We start from the raw sequence: 17912 nt of genomic DNA, 5'->3' as shown, positions 1-17912 counted from the left end.
CTTTCCATTCACTGTCAAAAGACTTGAAGCCAATGATTGAAGCGCAAGATCTTACACTTCGGGACAAGGCCCGCATTTTTGTGGAGCGTGACATCGTCCGCAACAGTATTCTTGGCGTCATCATTTTTAACGCCATCACACTTGGGCTTAGCACTTCACCCACTGTGACCGATCAGATTGGCGGGCTGTTGTCGGTGATCGACCGGGCGGTGCTGGCAATCTTTGTCGCCGAGCTTGCGCTTAAGTTTTTTGCCTATGGCTGGCGGTTCTTTGCCTCGGCCTGGAATATTTTTGATCTGCTGGTGGTCTCGGTTGGCTTGCTGCCCGACAAACAGGGCCTGTCGGCACTGCGGGGACTGCGCGTGGTGCGGGCTTTGCGCCTGTTGTCGGTGGTGCCGCAGATGCGATCGGTGGTGCAGGCGCTGCTGGATGCCTTGCCCGGCATGGGCGCGGTGATCGTGATGCTTTCGATTGTCTATTACGTGTTCGCGGTGATGGCGACATTGATGTATGGCCCAACATTTGATGAATGGTTCGGCACTTTGGGCCGGTCGCTGTATTCGTTGTTCCAGATCATGACATTGGAAAGCTGGTCGATGGGGATCGTTCGACCAGTGATGATCGAATTCCCGATGGCTTGGATCTTCTTTGTGCCCTTTATCATTATCACGGCTTTTTCGGTGCTCAATCTGTTCATCGGTCTGTTGGTCAACACCATGCAAACAGCAGTGGAAGACGACGCTGAGGCCGAGTTTGAAAAGCTGCGCGAATTGGTGCGGTCTGAAACCGATATTGTCGACGAGCATGTAATTGAACTGCGCGCAGAAATTCGGGCTTTGCGCGAGGAACTGGCTGCTGCGCGGGGAGATGCAAATGGCGGATAGTTCGCAAAAATTTATCGCCCGGAACCGCGCGCCTCGGGTGCAGATCGAATATGATGTCGAGCTTTATGGGTCCGAGAAAAAGGTGCAGCTGCCGTTTGTGATGGGGGTGGTGAGCGATCTGGTGGGCAAGTCCAAGGTGGCGCAGCCTGCGGTGGCAGATCGCAAGTTTCTGGAAATCGACGTTGATAACTTTGATGACCGGATGCGGGCGATGGCGCCGCGTGCGGCCTTTACTGTGCCCAATACGCTGACCGGCGAGGGCAATCTGGCGATTGATCTGACGTTTGAGAAGATGTCTGATTTTTCCCCGGGGGCGATTGCCGCCAAGGTCGAGGCCTTGCAGCCATTGCTTGAAGCGCGCAGTCAGCTGAGCAATCTGATGGCCTATATGGATGGAAAATCCGGGGCCGAAGCGCTGATCGAGAAGATATTGGAAGACCGGGCCTTGCTGTCGGCCCTGTCTGCTGAGGGGCCGGATGCGGGGGCAGGAATGGCTGCCGCGCTTGAAAGCCTGCGCGATGTGGAATTGCCCGAGGAGGAGGCTGACGCCAGCGGCGACATCTTGGCGGCACTGAGCGCGAAAACCCCCGATGATCAGCCCAAAACGGATGACGTGGGGGCGGCGCTGTCTAGTCTTGCGGCGGTGGAGGTGGCCGAAGCCGTGGAAGATGACAGCTCGGGCGTTTTGGATGCACTGGCTGCACAAGAGGTTGTCGAGGAGGCGGACAACAGCGCCGAGGATGCGCTGGCGAGTTTGGCCGAGGTTGAGATTGCCGAAGCGCCGCAGGACGATAGCGTCGATGTGCTGAGCAATCTGGCGGCAGTGGAGATTGTAGAGGAGGTCGATACCAGTTCCGATGAGGCCTTGGAGAGTTTGGCGGTGGTTGAGATTGAAGAGGTGGCAGAGGACACGAGCGACAGTGTTCTGGGCGACCTCGCGGCGATGGAGGTTGATGAGACCCCGGAGGAGGATGGCTCAGAGGAGATCCTTAGCGATCTTGCATCCGTCGAGGTCGAGGAGGAGACCGACACCAGCGCGGATGACGCGTTGGAAAGCCTGGCGGCGTTTGAGCTGGAGGATGCACCCGCAGATACCAGTGCGGATGTGTTGAGTGAGCTTGCTGCAGTTGAGGTTGACGACGAGGTGGATAGCGCAGCTGACGATGCGCTTGAAAGTCTTGCCGCAATGGATGTTGAAGAGGCCGCTGACAACAGTGCTGATGAGGCGTTGGAAAGCTTGGCTGCGGTTGAGCTGGATAAGCCGGCCGAGGACGACAGTGATGATGTGCTGAGCGATCTTGCCCGGGTTGAGATTGCGGATGAAACGGACACCAGTGCCGACGATGCCTTGGAGAGCTTGGCTGCAGTTGAGGTAGAAAACGCGCCCGAAGACGACAGCAGCACCGATGACGCTTTGGAAGCCTTGGCGGCAATTGAGCTTGAGGAAGAGGCTGCGGACGCCACCGATGGCGTGCTTGGTGATCTTGCTGCGGTTGAGATCGACGAGATACCCGAGGAGGATGGTTCGGACGATGTATTGAGCGATCTTGCTGCGGTTGAGATTGACGAGGAAACGGACACCGCGGCTGATGATGCGCTCGAATCTTTGGCATCGGTTGAGGTTGAAGAAACGGTCGAGGAAGACAGTGAAGATGTGCTTGATGCGCTGGCGGATCTGGACCTTGAGGCCGAAGAGGAAGACACCAGCGCGGATGAGGCCTTGGAGGCGCTGGCAGCCATTGAGATCGAGGATGAGCCAGAAGACAACGGCACGGATATTCTAAGCGATCTTGCAGAGATGGAGGTTGAAGACGCGCCTGACACCGCAGCCGATGATGCGCTGGAGGCCTTGGCTGCGATTGAGCTGGAGGACGAGCCACAAGACGATAGCGATGATGTTCTGAGTGATCTTGGGGCTTTGGCCGAACCGGAAGCGGGCGAAGCTGAAGAAGATGACCTTTTGGCGCTGTTGGATGATCTGGACGAAGGAGCAGAGGATCCGGAGGACCAGGCGTCTGAACCCGAAGCTGCAGCGGGGGATGATCTGGACGGACTATTGGATGGGCTGGGGGATGAGGCCGAGGGCGCATTGGATCTGGAGGCCCTGACCGAAGAACCGCCGACCGAGGAAGACGACGGCGGGTTGGACGATTTGTTAGCGGATCTGGATGGCGGGGAGGTTGTTGAGACCGAAGCTGCTGACGCCTCGCTGGAGGCTGGGGACGATGACATCGACCTTGATGACCTGCTGGGCGACCTGGCTGATGAGGGGTCGGACGACGGTGATGACTTGGATGGGCTGTTGTCTGGGCTTGAGGATGAAGCCGCATCAGAACCCGCGCCGGAAGGGGGCGATGACCTGGATGATTTGCTTGGCGATCTGACCGAGGATGAGGACGGGCTGGATGCGCTTCTGGGCGATGATGACGCCGGTGAGGAGGTTGATCTGGATGATCTGCTGGGTGGTTTGGATGATGGCGGCGGCGAGGCTGGCGGTGATCTGGATGATCTTTTGGGGGATCTGGAGGATGACTCTGCAGAGGCCAGCGCCCCAGATGGGGCAACGCTGAGCGAGGAACCGGAGTTTGCCTATGGCACCATGAGCGGCGCGCGCCCTGAGCCGAAAAAGCTGGAGCGCAAGCGGTTCCGACTGGCGATCCTGGGCGATTTTTCAGGCCGGGCGGCCAAGGGGTTGATTGAAACTGGCGATGACCTGGCAAGCCGCAAGGCGGTGATCCTGGATCCTGACACGGTTGAGGATGTGATCGAGAGCTTTGGCACTGAACTGTTGTTGCCCATCGGCAAAGATGGTGCGGCGATGGCGGTTAAGCTAGGCGAATTGGACGATCTGCACCCGGATGAGCTGTATGAAAATGTCGAACTGTTTTTGGAACTGGTGGGGCTGCGCAAGCAGTTGCAGAGCGGGGGGACGGCGGAACACGCTGCCAATACCCTGCGCGCCTGGGGCGAGAAGCACGGCACCCGGGTCAAACCACCGAAGTCGCGGTCGGGCGGCAACGCGGTGCCTGCCGACCGGCGGCTGAGCGCGTTTCAGCAGCTGATTGGCGATAGTGAAAACCAGCTGGGCGAGGCCTCACCCGTGCAGGATTTACTGGCGCGGGTGGTTGGGCCGCATATTCGGGCCATACCAGGTGCGGACGTGACGGCGATGGTGACGGCGGTGGACGAGGCGCTGTCGGATGCGATGCGCATGGTGCTGCACCACCCCGAGTTCCAATCGCTTGAGGCGCAGTGGCGGACACTGGATTTGATCGCGCGGTCGGTTGAGGTGGACGATACGCTGGACGTGATGCTGTATGATGTGTCGGCCGAAGAGCTGGCGGCAGATCTGGCGACTGTTGAGGATCTGACCGAGAGCGGATTTGTCAAACTGCTGACCGAGGAACCGCTGGACGAAGAAAACGGACGCGGCGGTTATTCTGCCCTGATCGGGCTGTATCAGTTCGAAGAAACCCCGCCCCATGCCGAATTACTGGGGCGGATCGCGCGGGTGGCGGCGCATGTGGATGCGCCGTTCTTTGCTGCGATATCGCCTGCTTTCCTCGAAACCGAAAAGGACAAACTGCCCGGAGTGGTGGCAACCGCTTGGGATGCCCTGCGTGGGATGAGTGAGGCCGGGCATCTGGGATTGGTGTCGCCCCGGTTCATGCTGCGCCGACCTTACGGCGCCAAGAGCGAGCCGATTTACGAGTTTGAGTTCGAAGAGTTTACAGAGCGCGAAGGATTGCGCGGGATGCTTTGGGCCAACCCGGTGGTTCTGGTGGCGATCCTGCTGGCGCGGTCATTCAAACAAAACGGGGCCTCGATGGGGCTGGGGCAGATCATGTCGCTGGGCGACATCCCGTTCCACTATGTGAATGATCGCTTTGGCGATCAGGTGGCGCTGCCCTGTACCGAACGTAATATCAATCTGGATAAAATCGCCGCGGCGCAGGAACGCGGGTTCATTGCCGTGTCGGCGGTCAAAGGCAGGGACGAGATCCGCCTGACCTCGTTCAATTCACTGACCGGGGGCGAAATTCTGGGCCCCTGGACTGGCGTGCCAGCGCCCGAGCCATCGCCACCTGATCCCAAACCAGCCACAGCCCCCGCGGCCGTGGATGATGACGGCGACGGTGATGACGATATGGATTTGGATCTGGATGATCTGGACCTGGGTGAGGATGACGATGACGACGGGCTGGACGATCTGCTGGCCGGTTTTGGGGACGATGACGACGATGATGACAGCGGCATGGATGACGAACTTGCCGCGCTATTGGATGATTTATGATGCGTAATTTTACAGAGTTAACCCATTACCAGCGCCCGGTTTTCCCCGGTGAAAGGAGGCGCCATGGCTGATAGCAAACCACATGAACACAGCATTGTCTGGATGTCCGGCAATTATAAGGCCCGCGAGTTATTGCTGAAACGCGCGATTGTGCGCGAGGGCTTCAACAAGCTGACCGAAACCACGGTAGAGTTCCAATCCAAGAACAAATCTGAGAAACTGGAGCAGATCGTGGGCCACACCATGAACCTGCATGTTGTAACCGAAGATGGCACCGATCAGAAATTCTCAGGCTTGTGTATCTCGGTTGAAAATCTCGGGATGCGGGATGGCTATGGTCACTATGTGGCTGAGGTGCGGCCCTGGTTCTGGTTGCTGACTCGCACTCAGGACTGTCGGGTGTTCCAGAATATTTCAGCACTGGATCTGATCAAAAAATTGTTTAGCGACCACGGGTTCAGCGATTTTCGCGATCGCACCAGTGGCAGCTACGAGGAACGTGAATACTGCCTGCAATACCGAGAAAGCGATTATGATTTCATCTGCCGCCTGATGGAGGAAGAGGGGATCTATTACTATTTCGACAGCGCCAGCGATAAAAATGCGCCGGAAAAGCTGTGCCTGTGTGATGGGATCAGCGGGCATTCTCCGATCAACGGCAGTTCGACGGTGGAATTTCACCCCCGCGACGACTCGGATCGCCGTCGCAAGGACCACATTGCGGAGTGGGGTAAAGAAGAGATTCTGACCCGGGGCAAGATGACCTTGAATGATTTTGACTTTCTCTCGCCCACGGCTGAGCTTGAGGTCAACAACAAGATCGAAACGGGCAGCCACACCCATAACAAGTACGAAGTGTATGACTATCCCGGCCATTACCGTAAAAACTCGGGCCTGGGGAACACGCAGGCGCGGGTGCGGATGGAGGCCGAGGCGATCCGGCACAAGCGCTGGCGGGGGGCGTCAAGTGTGCGGACCCTGGGCACCGGCTATACGTTCAAGCTAAAGAACCACCCGGAAAAAGAAGCCAATGCCGAGTATCTGGTTACGGACACCGTGCATTACTTGCAGGTGGCGGGCGATTTTTCCGAACGGGAAACCCGGCGCGGATCTGGGCGGGACAGTGGCGAGATGCGCCATGATCTGAAGGCCAAAAACATGGATTTCCCGGAAGAAATAAAAGGTGATGCCTACGCATCGACCTTTGGGGCCATTCCCAAGCAAGAGCAATATCGCGCACCGCTGGTTACCCCATGGCCCGAGATTGCCGGCTTACATACTGCCATTGTTACTGGCCCCAGCGGCGAGGAGATCTGGACCAATGAACATGGCCAGATCAAGGTGCAGTTCCATTGGGACCGGGAAGGCGATGACGACGAGAAATCATCGTGTTGGGTGCGGGTGGTAACGCCTTGGTCGGGTAAGGACTGGGGCATGGTGGCGGTGCCACGCATTGACCAAGAGGTGGTGATCCAGTTCGAAGAGGGCGATCCGGACCGGCCAATTTGTACCGGCATGCTCTACAATAAGGATACGATGCCACCCTACAAATATCCGGATGATCAGACCCAGATGGGGTTCAAAACCAACTCATCCAAAGGGGGCGGCGGCTATAACGAGTGGATGTTCGAGGACAAGGCCGGCGAAGAACTGATGCGAATTCAGGCGCAGAAAGATCACCAGAGGCTGGTCAAGAACAAGTCGGTGGTGACCATCGGTCTGGATGAAGTGGACGCCGGTGCCCATGACGAAGACGGCTGTGAAAGCAAAGTGGTCAAACAGCATGTGACCGAAACCCTGCTAGAAGGGGACCACTACTTCACGATTGAGACCGGTAGTCAGGAAATTGAAATCAAGACCGACAAAACCCAGACCATCGAAGGCAAGCACACCAAAACCATCACGGGCAATGATGCTACGACCGTTGAACAAGGGGACATGACAATAGATGTCAGCCTGGGCAATATCGCGGTAGATGCCGCCGCTGGTAAGATCGAGATGACCGCCATGCAGGAAATTTTGCTTAAAGTTGGTGCATCTTCGATTAAGATCGATAATTCAGGGGTGACGATCAAGGGAATGATGATCAAGGTCGAAGGCACCGCGATGGTTGAGGCAAAGGCACCAATGACTACGGTCAAAGGTGATGCCATGCTGACCCTGAAGGGTGGTCTGACGATGATCAACTAGGTGGGACAGATGACGACGACGTTTAATGACCTGGTGAAAATGCCAACAGATCCGGTGGCCAAATTGCTGTCGCGGGCAAATGTGCTTTTGAAAACACCACTTGAAGCTCCGCCAACAGCTGATGCATCCGTGGTGCTAAAAGAGCTGGATGACAAGGGCGCGCTGGTGGATTTGCTGCGGGTTCTGGCGGTTTTATTGCCGCCACGCGAACGGGTTTGGTGGGCCTGTATGGCGGCGCGGGATTACATTGGTCCGCGATCGGACAAGGATCCGCCGTCGCTGAGTGCGTCAGAGGCTTGGGTGTATGAGCCCTCGGAAGAAAACCGTGAGGCGGCGCGGCTCACTTTGGATAATGCCTATGTGGATGACGACACGGTGAACTGCGCGCTGGCGGTGCTGTATTGCGACGGAACTCTTGGGCCGGGAGATTTGAAACAATACCCGGCACCGGCTGGGGCGTCGGAAACCGCAGCATTTGCCATGAATATGGTAGCCTTGTCGGAATTGTCTGATAAGTTTGAAGAGCATGGCCGTGTGTTGGTCGCGCGAGCGCTGGATATTGGGCGCGGTGGTAATGGGCAATTGGATAAGGTTCAGGCCCAGTAACGCCACGAGTAACGAGGAGGATGTTTTGCCATGGGAATGCCCCAGGCCCGGGTGACGGATATGCACGCCTGTGCGATCCCTTCGATCCCGCCACCGCCAGTGCTGCCGGTGCCCCTGCCGATCTTGCCGCCCTGTGCGGTGACGGTTCTGGTGGGCAAGTTGCCAGCGGCGCGCATGACAGATTTATGTGCCGCGGTTCCACCACCGCATCCCATCATCAAAGGGTCAGTTACAGTTCTGATCAACTGCCTGCCTGCAGCGCGGGTGGGGGATAATGTGGTCTGTATGGGGCCAATCGTCAAAGGAGAGTTTACGGTTCTAGTGGGAGGGTAACGCCAGGTATGGCAGTGACGCTGAAATTCCAAAGTTCAGGCAGTATTCCGGGCGATTCCGCGCCGGTGCCAATGCGCGGGCCCAGCCTGACGGTAGGGCGTGGTGACAGCAATGATCTGGTTTTGCCAGATCCTGATCAGCTGCTGTCGCGCTGTCATTGTGTGATTGAAGATCACAATGGTAATGTCGTGGTGGTCGATCTCAGCTCGAACGGCACATTTCTGAACTACTCAAAAATTCCACTGGGGCGCACGCCAACCCCGTTGAACAATGGCGATGTTCTGAGTGTTGGCAATTACGAAATGGTGGTCGAAATCCAAAGTGATCTGGCGGATATTGGCGACCTTATTGCAGCCCCGGCAGCTCAAGCCGCAGCCTCGCATGGGATTGCCGAAAACGCGCCTGACCCCATGAAGCTGTTGGATGACGCCGGGCCGGGGGGGGATTTTCTGGATGACTTGCTGGGTGCGCCAACGCCAACCGGCCCGTCTCAGATTAACCCGGTGGACCCTATTGACGAGCTGTTGCCGCCGATGGGCGAAGACGAAGATCCATTTTTCCAAAAACCAACGGATGGCCGCGAAGGGGAGGGGGCCAGCCTGCCCAGTCACAGCCCCTCGGCCCATGATGCCTTTGCGTCGCAAACAGCCCAGGCGGCCACTATTCCAGATGATTGGGATGATGACTTTTTGACAGATATCGGCGAGCCTTCAACGCCAACGCCAACGCCAACGCCAACGCCAGCAGAAGTAATGCCTGAACCTCCTGCTGCACCAGCGGCGGACATAGCAGTTGCGCCGCCCCCGGTTGTCGAACCGATCAAAGCCGAACAGGCACCGCAAGTGGCCGTTGACTCGGATGAGCAGGCCGCAGCGATTGATGCCTTTTTAAGTGGGCTAGGGGCGGATGATCTGAAGCTTGAGACCGAAGAGCAGCATAACACATTGGGGCGCATGGGCCGGGTGATGCGGACCTTGATCGTGGGGCTGCGGGAAATTCTGATGACACGGGCGTCGATCAAATCCGAGTTTCGGATTGAACAAACGATGATCTCGGCTGGGGGCAACAACCCGCTGAAGTTCTCGATCACGCCAGAGCAAGCCATCGAGGCGATGGTGCGCCCCACAACCAAAGGCTACCTGAGCCCGGAAACCGCTGCTGAACAGGCGCTGAAAGATATCAAGGCGCATGAGGTGGCGATGCTCACGGGCATGGAGGCGGCGCTAAAGGGCGTGCTGAAACGGCTCGATCCCAAAGTGCTGGAAGCTCAGATCCAAGATCACGGAGGCATTGGCGGCCTCTTGAAAGGCAAGAAGGCCCGGTACTGGGACGTTTACGAACAGCTGTATTCCGAGATTTCGGATCAGGCAGAAAATGATTTTCACGATCTGTTTAGCCGCGAATTTGCGCGTGCCTACAAGGAACAACTGGACAGATTAAAGGAATAATCGACGCGCAAGCGTTGAACTAGGAAAAGGAGATCCAGGTGTCCTGGGACAGCAAAGTGCTTTGGACCGAGGGGCTGTTTTTACAGCCGCATCATTTCCAGCAGTCGGATCGTTACACCGAGGCTCTGGTCACCGGGCTGGCACGCCGGATGCGCCCCTATGCCTGGGGGGTCAATGGGCTTGAGATTGATCACGAGGCGCTGAAGGTGGGGCAGTTTGCACTGAAAAACTGCGAAGGTCTGACCCATGATGGGTCTGTGTTTCGGGTGCCGATGGTTGATCCCCACCCCCCCGCACTTGAGGTGCCAACGACAATCAAGGATTGCATCGTTTACCTGACCGTACCGCAGCGCCGCCAAGGCGCGACCGAGGTAGACCTGTCGGGGTCGGAAATGTCAGCCAGCCGATTGCGCCCCTCGAAACAAGAGGTCAGCGATATCACGAGCAACGAGCGCAAGCCGGTTGAGCTGGACGTGGGCAAGATGCGGTTGCAGTTTGCGCTGCAGGTGGATGATCTGGCTGACCGCCTGTCGGTGCCCGTGGCCCGGATCATCGAGGTGCGTCCGGACAAGGAAATCATTCTGGATCAGGCCTTTATTCCGTCGTGCCTGGATGTGCGTGCCGCCCCGGCGCTGAGCGGTTTCCTGCGAGAGCTTGAGGGGTTGCTGGCGCATCGGATGGAGGCACTGGCTGGGCGATTGTCCGAAGGCGGGGCCACGCGCGGTGCAGCCGAGATCTCGGATTTCATGCTGTTGATGGTGGTCAATCGGATGCTGCCGGTGGTGCGCCATATGGCGCGAATAGAGAACCTGCACCCGGAGACCCTGTTTGTCACCAGCGCAGCCCTGGCTGGAGAACTGTCGGTTCTGATGTCGGCAGACAAGCAGGCGCCGGAGTTTCCGCCCTATACACATGACGACCTAACCAGCTGTTTTGCGCCGGTCATTCGGACCCTGCGGCAATATCTGAGCTCGGTTCTGGAACAGACGGCGATTTCGATCCCGCTGGAAGAGCGCAAATATGGCATTTCGGTTGGTGTCATTGCCGATCGCAAGCTGTTGGGCAATGCCGGGTTTGTACTGGCGGTGAATGCCGACATTCCGGCCGAAGATGTGCGTCGCCATTTTGCGGGGCAGGCCAAGATTGGCCCGGTCGAGGAAATCCGTCAGCTGGTCAACTCGGCCCTGCCGGGGATCACGCTGCGACCCCTACCAGTGGCCCCGCGACAGATCCCTTATCATGCTGGTGTGGTCTATTTCGAAATGGACGGCGACAGCCCCTATTGGGGTAAAATGACCACCTCGGGCGGCATTGCGGTGCATGTGTCTGGGCAATTTCCTGGGCTGAAGATGGAGCTTTGGGCCATTCGCAACACTTGAAACAGGAATAGGACATGGGCGATTTCGACGACCCGTTTGCGGAACCAAACGACACCGATAAAACGGTGATCCGGCCCAATCCGGGTGGGCGTCGATCTGCGACCCCGCAGTCTGCGCACCCCACGCCCACGCCAAACCCTGATCCTTCTGCCATCCCTGAGCCATCGGGTGGGGATGCCTTTGGGGTGCCACAGGCGGCGGCTCCGGCGGCGGCAAAACCAGCCGCAAGTGCGGGTGTGGGCAAGCCCGCTCAGGTGGCGGTGACGGGGATGAACCAGCTCACAGCCTGTGCCTCGACCCTGTTTGCCCTGATCAGCCGCATTCGCAATCGCGCTCAACACATGGATCCGGACAAGCTACGCCAAAGCGTCGTGGCCGAGGTGCGTGGGTTTGAAAACCGGGCATTGCAGGCAGGGATCGCGGCGCAGACGGTTAAGATCGCCCGTTACGCCATGTGTGCCACGCTGGACGATGTGGTGCTGAACACGCCCTGGGGGGGGCAATCCAGCTGGGGCTTGCAGTCGATGGTGGGCACCTTTCACCGCGAAACCGTCGGCGGCGATCGGTTCTATGACTTGCTGGCGCGGCTGGAAAAAGAGCCCGGCGGCAATATTGATATGCTCGAATTTCTGTACATGTGCATGTCGCTGGGATTTGAAGGCCGGTTGCGGGTAGAGCAGGGCGGGCAAGAGAAGCACATGCAGATCCGTGGCGCGCTGGCGCGGATCATCCGGGGGCAGCGTGGCCCGGTAGAACGCGATCTGGCCCCCCATTGGGAGGGCTTGAAGAAGCCCTTCAAGGCTTTGTCGGCCTGGCGGTTGGTGTGGATTTCACTGACAGTGACGGCGCTGTTGTTGGGGCTGCAGTTTGCCGGCCTATCTTGGGCGTTGTCGAACCAGACCGAGCGGATTGTTGGCCAGTTGTCGATTGTTGATGCGGGTCCGGTGGCCCAACTGGAACGCCGTGCGCCGCCGCCCCCTCCGCCGCCGCCATCGGTTGAGGTTGTCGATCAGGTGGCCAAAGTTTCGGGTTTTCTGGAGCCCGAGATTGCCGAGGGCATTGTTGAGGTTTTCCAGAAAGGCAACACGCTGATCATTCGCGTGGCCGGGTCGGGTATGTTTGGATCGGGGTCCGACACGTTGCAGGCTGATTTTGAGGGTCGCATTGACCGGCTGGCGCAGGCGCTGAACGATGAAAAGGGCAAACTGATTGTAGTTGGCCATTCCGACAATGTGCCCATTCGATCCTCGCGGTTCCCATCCAACATGCACCTGTCGCTGGCGCGGGCAAAGTCGGTGATGGCGCGTATGGCCAAGGTATTGACCGACCCCGACCGGCTCACCGCCGAAGGTCGCGCAGACAAGGAACCGCTGGCCGATAACAGCACCCGTGAGGGACGCGCGCGCAATCGGCGCATCGAAGTTTTGCTGGTACAGGAGAGTGACCAATGATCCGCCGCTATATCGTACCGCTGTTCAAATCGATCTATTCGCTGCTGATTATCTTTGCGCTGACCCTGTCGGCTTGCACCTGGTTCTTTGCCCCCTTTATCGGCGGCGAGGAATGGCGCCCCTTTGACACCGAGAAGGCCCGGATCATCACCATCGTGCTGATCTGGGTGTTCTTCCTGTTGTTGATTGGGTTCATCTTTTGGCGTCGCCGCCGCAAAGACCGCGAGATGAGCGAAGAAATTGCCGAGTCTGTGGACACCAGCGAAGACGATGTGCTGGTCGAAGAGCTGGGTGAGCTGCGTGGCAAGTTCAAACATGCGATGATTGAGCTGCGCAAATCCAAGAACGGGCGGCGGCACCTGAACGAGCTGCCGTGGTACGTGATGATTGGCCCGCCCGGGGCAGGCAAGACCACAGCGATTGTGAACTCGGGGCTGCAATTCCCCCTGGCCGAAAAGCTGGGCAAGGCGGCGATTGGCGGAGTAGGCGGCACCCGCAACTGTGACTGGTGGTTCACCAATGATGCGGTGCTGATTGATACCGCGGGCCGCTACACCACGCAGGAAAGTGACGCCGAGGCGGATAATGCGGCCTGGATCGGCTTTCTTGGGTTGCTCAAGAAATACCGTAAGCGGCAACCCATCAATGGCGCGGTGATTGCGATTTCACTGTCAGATCTGTCGTTGCAGGATGAGATCACCCAAAAGGGGCATGCACAGGCGGTGCGGCGACGGTTGTCGGAACTGCGTGAGCAGCTTGGCGTGCGGTTCCCGGTTTACGTGCTGTTTACCAAGGCGGATCTGATTGCCGGCTTTAGCGAGTTCCACGACACCCTGGGTAAGGAAGACCGTGAACAGGTCTGGGGCTTTACCCTGCCATTGCCCAAAAGCAAAAAAGAGGAACCCCCGATTGCGCGGTTTGACGAGGAATTTGCCCTGTTACTGGGGCAGCTAAATGCGCAGCTGCTGGAAAAAATGCAGGGCGAGACAGATCATCAGCGCCGCGCCTTGGTGGCGGGGTTCCCTGCACAGGTTGCCTCGGTGCGCAATGTGGCGCGGGATTTCCTGAACGAGGTGTTTCAGGACAATCGGTATGACCAACGGCAGATGCTGCGCGGTATCTATTTTGCATCCGGCACCCAAGAGGGTACGCCAATTGACCGGCTGATGCTGGGTATGGCGCAGACCTTTGGCATTGGTCGGCAAGCGATTGGCACCGGGCAGGGGACTGGCCGGTCGTTCTTTCTGACCCGGCTGTTTGAGGGCGTGATGTTCCCCGAGGCTGGGCTGGTTTCAGCGGATGATAAGGTGGAACGCCGCTATCGCTGGACTCGCCGCGTTGCCATTGCGGCGACTATTGTGGTGGCGCTGACCACTGGCGGGCTGTGGGTGAACTCATACCTGGAAAACGCCGAGCTGATTGAAGAAGCCGAGGAACAGGTTTCGGCCTATCAAGCCGCCGCTGCAACTCTGCCGCCCAGCCCGGTGGGGGATACCGATTTGGTCCCCATTGCCGAGGCGCTGAACCTGTTGCGCGACCTGCCCGCCAATCCGGTGCTGTCTGACCCCGAGCCCGAGCGAGAATTGACCTATGGGCTGTATCAGGGCGAAGTGGTTGGCACCCAGGCGGCACAGACCTATCGCGCGGCGCTGAACCAGCGCCTGTTGCCACGCCTGCTGGTGCGGTTGGAAGAGCAGATCGAGGGCAATATCAACAATTCTGATGTGCTGTACGAAGCGCTCAAGATCTATCTGATGCTGGGGCTGCAGGGGCCGATGAACCCCGATCTGGTCAAGGAATGGATGCGGTTGGACTGGGAGTTGGTGGCCTATCCCGGAATTGCCCGGCAGCAGTTGCGCGACGATTTGATGGACCATCTGACAGCGCTGTTGTCACAGCCGATGGAGGAGGTGGCGCTGAACGGCGACCTGATCAAGCAGGTGCAGGACATCCTGTCAGAGCTGCCACTGGCGCACCGGGTTTACAACGGCATCATCAACTCCAACAAGGCCACCAGCCTGCCCAAATGGCGGCTCACGGATGTGGGTGGGCCATCTGTCAAACGGGTGCTGGTGCGCAGTTCAGGCAAGCCGCTGAACGATGGGATCGAGGGCATATTCACCTATGATGGGTTCCACAATGTGTTCCTGCCCGAAGCGGTCAGTGTCGCCGAACGGGTCCAGCGTGAAGCCTGGGTTCTGGGGCAACGCAGCGCCGATGAGCAAAGCAACTCCGTCCTGCTGGCGCTTAGCCGGGATGTGCTGGATCTGTATTACAACGACTATATCACCCGCTATGACGGCATTCTGGGTGACGTGGACATCATCCCACTGGAATCGCTTAGTCATTCGGTTGAGGTGACAAATGTGCTGTCCGGGCCAACATCCCCTATCGTCAACATCCTGACCGAGGTGTCCAAGGAAACCAGCCTGGCCGAGGACCGGGTTGCACTGGATACAACCGCGTTATCGGGCGGAGCATCGCAGGTGGCGGCGATCGAGGCGCGGTCAAACCTGTCAATCCAAGGGCAGATCCTGCTAGAGGCGCTGGTGAAATCAGCCGGGGAGGGGGAAGGCGTGCCACCCAAACCGCCGGGGTCGTATGTGCAGGACCGGTTTCAGTGGTTGCACAATCTGGTGCTGCGGCCCGAAGGGCAGCCCTCGCAACTTGATGATCTGATGGTGACCTTGCAATTGGTGTACCAAGACCTGAGCAAGCAGTCGTTTAGTGGTGTCACTGGTGGTGGCGAGGCGCTTGTGCAGTTCCAGCAATCCGCTGCGCGGGCCGAGGGGCCAGTGCAACGCTGGGCATCACAGATTGCAACAGGGTCATCAGGCATCACATCCGAGGGCACACGCGCGTCGATCAATGCGCGTTGGCAGGCTTCGGTGCTGCCGTTTTGCACCCAGGCGCTGGACAATCGATATCCGTTTAACCGACGGGCTCGGGCGGATGTGGCAATGGCCGATTTTGCCAAGCTGTTCTCGCCGGGAGGGTTGATTGACGGGTTCTTTAACGAGAACCTGGCCAAGTTTGTAGATACGCGCAGTCGGCCGTGGACCTGGAAACGGGTGAACGACGTGGATCTGGGGATCAGCCCGGCGGTGCTGGTACAGATGCAATATGCCGCCGAAATTCGCGATGCGTTTTTTGCTGCAGGACCAACACCGGCTGTACAGTTTCAGATCAGCCCTAAGGCGCTGGATCCCAAAGCCAAAGAAGTGCTGCTGGAAATTGACGGCGTACAAGTGGCCTATGGTCATCGTTCGGGACCGCCGACTCCGGTGGCGGTGACATGGCCCGGGTCGGTGGGGTTGGCGCGCATTACCCTGTTGCCCAAGAAACGCGACAACGAAAACATCATGTCACGGGATGGGCCTTGGGCCTGGTTCCGGCTGCTGGATTCCGCCGAAGTGCGGCGCACCAATGTATCAGACCGCCGCCGGGTGAATTTCCGAGTGGGCGGTCGGCTGGCCCTGTTCGAGCTGCAATCGGGATCGGTGATCAATCCGTTTGCCCTGCCGGCCATGGCCAAATTCAACTGCCCCAAGTCGATGTGATGACGATGGGGTTTGGCGCATTTGGCAAAATACCCTCGGTGGGAGACTTCTTTCGGCTGACGCCACCGCCAGGATTTGTACCGGTCTGGGATAACTGGTTGCAGCAGTTGTTGCTGACCGGGCAGGGCGCGCATGGGCCGTATTGGGATGGCTATTACATGTCGGCCCCGATCTGGCGGTTCACCCTGTCGCCTGGATTGGCGGGCCCGGAAAAGGTGATTGGCGTGCTAATGCCTTCGGTTGATCGAGTGGGGCGACGGTTTCCGCTGACGCTGATGGCGGCGCTACCTACGCCGGGGCCGGCGGCCTTGGATCATCTGTCTGAACTGGACCTGTTTGAGCAACTTGAGGATCTGGCGCTTGCCTCGCTGGAGGATGATATGAAACGTGACAAGCTGGCAGAGGCCTTGGCCAAATTTTCTGTGCCCGCGCAACGGGCCCATTCACCTCTGCGCCAGGCCGAGGGCTGCATAGTGATGACAGGGGCAGGCAGCACCGATGTGTTACCCAATATGTTGGCCGGGGATCTGCTGGGCAAAACTGTCAGCGGTGCCAGCCTGTGGACCGCCATTCTGGATGGGGTTCCGCGGATGATGATCTGTCAGGGGCTACCAGCTGGCCCCGCCGCACTGGGCTTGTTTGACATGGCAGCCCCCATCTGGAACGAGGCACGACCGCTATGAACCAGTTCCACAACTATCGCTATACCGTGCAAACTCATGTCGGGCTAAAGCGCAAGGTCAACGAGGACTCGATCCTTGCTTTGCCCGAACATGACATCTGGCTGGTCGCGGATGGCATGGGGGGGCATCAGGCCGGGGACTATGCCAGCCGTGCGGTGGCGGATTCTGTCGCCATGATCCCGGTTGGGCTGGCCCCGAGGGCCCGCATGCATGCCCTGCGCGATGCCATCCAAAATGCCCACCGTCTGATCCTGGCCGAAGCAGATGCCCGCGGCACCGGGGTTATCGGCGCTACTGTTGTGGCACTGATGCTGGCCAATGGGCATTTTGTTGGACTGTGGGCTGGCGATAGTCGCATTTACCGGTTGCGGGACGGGGCAATTGAGATGCTGACCACCGACCATTCATCGGTGGCCGAATACGTGCTGGCGGGAAAGATGACCTGGGACGAGGCCGAACAGCACCCCCATTCCAACGCCATCACCCGCGCTGTGGGTGTCGGGGACGAGTTGGAGCTGGACAAGATCCGCGGCGAGGCACAGGCTGGCGACCGGTTCTTGATTTGCTCGGACGGGCTCACTAAATACGCCACCTTTGCCATGTTACAGGACATTTTGGCGACAACCCCGATTGAGACAGTGGTTGAGCGGCTGGTACAAGTGGCGCTGGCGGGTGGTGGGGCCGACAACATCTCAGCAATTGTGGTGGATGTGTTGTAGGGTCGTGGAACAACGGGGATACGGGCTGAATATTATGACGCTCTCCAATGCCCACTCTGCGCAGTAAATGCCCTTTGCAAAGTTGAATTTTGAAAGGCTCTCAGGCCGCCCTAACGACCTGATCCAGGCAACAACTCGATGTATCGCGATAACTTCGAACGGCACCATTCGTTGACTGGAAACCTATCGCCCAAGTTCTACCATATTATGCAGTTCAGGCTTGAAGGATAGCTTTAGGGGTAATCTCATGGACTGCGCTGAACACCTCGCCTTGTTGCTGAAATGTTTGGCGGGAAAGGATCAGTGACCATTTTGAGCATCCCTGCACAGCAATATGCGGACCGGTTCTTCACCTGCGAAATATT

Annotated in this window: 11 protein-coding genes and 1 pseudogene; all 12 read left to right on the top strand. The window is 58.4% G+C overall.

Features of this window, described 5'->3' with window-relative positions; translation table 11 throughout:
* Positions 1-32 precede the first annotated feature (32 nt).
* Entirely contained in the window at positions 33-884 is an 852-nt protein-coding gene (locus AC2T28_RS21390) for an ion transporter (protein ID WP_486750676.1), read from the top strand.
* Positions 874-1353 (top strand): annotated as a pseudogene (gene tssB / locus AC2T28_RS21385) (type VI secretion system contractile sheath small subunit); the annotation flags it as partial. The gene AC2T28_RS21390 and the pseudogene tssB, both read left to right, overlap by 11 nt.
* Before the next feature lie 21 nt (positions 1354-1374).
* A complete protein-coding gene (locus AC2T28_RS21380; RefSeq protein WP_486750722.1) occupies positions 1375-5178 on the top strand; it encodes a type VI secretion system contractile sheath domain-containing protein in 3804 nt (1267 codons plus the stop codon).
* Between the two features lie 63 nt (positions 5179-5241).
* Positions 5242-7368: a type VI secretion system Vgr family protein gene (locus tag AC2T28_RS21375; RefSeq protein ID WP_486750675.1), complete on the top strand. Its 2127-nt coding sequence runs from the start codon at positions 5242-5244 to the stop codon at positions 7366-7368.
* Between the two features lie 9 nt (positions 7369-7377).
* Positions 7378-7974: a DUF6931 family protein gene (locus tag AC2T28_RS21370; protein ID WP_486750674.1), complete on the top strand. Its 597-nt coding sequence runs from the start codon at positions 7378-7380 to the stop codon at positions 7972-7974.
* A 30-nt stretch (positions 7975-8004) separates the two neighbouring features.
* Positions 8005-8307 carry a PAAR domain-containing protein gene (locus AC2T28_RS21365; RefSeq protein WP_486750673.1) on the top strand — a complete coding sequence of 101 codons (303 nt, stop codon included), beginning with the start codon at positions 8005-8007 and terminating at the stop codon, positions 8305-8307.
* A gap of 8 nt (positions 8308-8315) precedes the next feature.
* Positions 8316-9755, top strand: coding sequence for a type VI secretion system-associated FHA domain protein TagH (tagH, locus tag AC2T28_RS21360; protein WP_486750672.1), 1440 nt, complete (start codon positions 8316-8318; stop codon positions 9753-9755).
* A gap of 38 nt (positions 9756-9793) precedes the next feature.
* Positions 9794-11134, top strand: a complete 1341-nt coding sequence (gene tssK / locus AC2T28_RS21355) for a type VI secretion system baseplate subunit TssK (RefSeq protein ID WP_486750671.1) — start codon at positions 9794-9796, stop codon at positions 11132-11134.
* 14 nt (positions 11135-11148) lie between these two features.
* Positions 11149-12585: a type VI secretion system protein TssL, long form gene (gene tssL / locus AC2T28_RS21350; protein WP_486750670.1), complete on the top strand. Its 1437-nt coding sequence runs from the start codon at positions 11149-11151 to the stop codon at positions 12583-12585.
* Positions 12582-16145, top strand: a complete 3564-nt coding sequence (tssM, locus tag AC2T28_RS21345; RefSeq protein ID WP_486750669.1) for a type VI secretion system membrane subunit TssM — start codon at positions 12582-12584, stop codon at positions 16143-16145. The genes tssL and tssM overlap by 4 nt, the downstream gene beginning before the upstream one ends.
* Positions 16145-16828, top strand: coding sequence for a type VI secretion system-associated protein TagF (tagF, locus tag AC2T28_RS21340; protein WP_486750668.1), 684 nt, complete (start codon positions 16145-16147; stop codon positions 16826-16828). Before tssM ends, tagF begins: the two co-directional genes overlap by 1 nt.
* A complete protein-coding gene (locus AC2T28_RS21335; RefSeq protein WP_486750667.1) occupies positions 16825-17547 on the top strand; it encodes a PP2C family protein-serine/threonine phosphatase in 723 nt (240 codons plus the stop codon). The genes tagF and AC2T28_RS21335 overlap by 4 nt, the downstream gene beginning before the upstream one ends.
* The last annotated feature ends 365 nt before the right edge of the window (positions 17548-17912 follow it).

Source organism: Parasedimentitalea nitratireducens (genome assembly GCF_057444295.1).
Note: the sequence above shows the minus strand (reverse complement) of the source record. Positions and strands in the feature narration are given on the sequence as shown.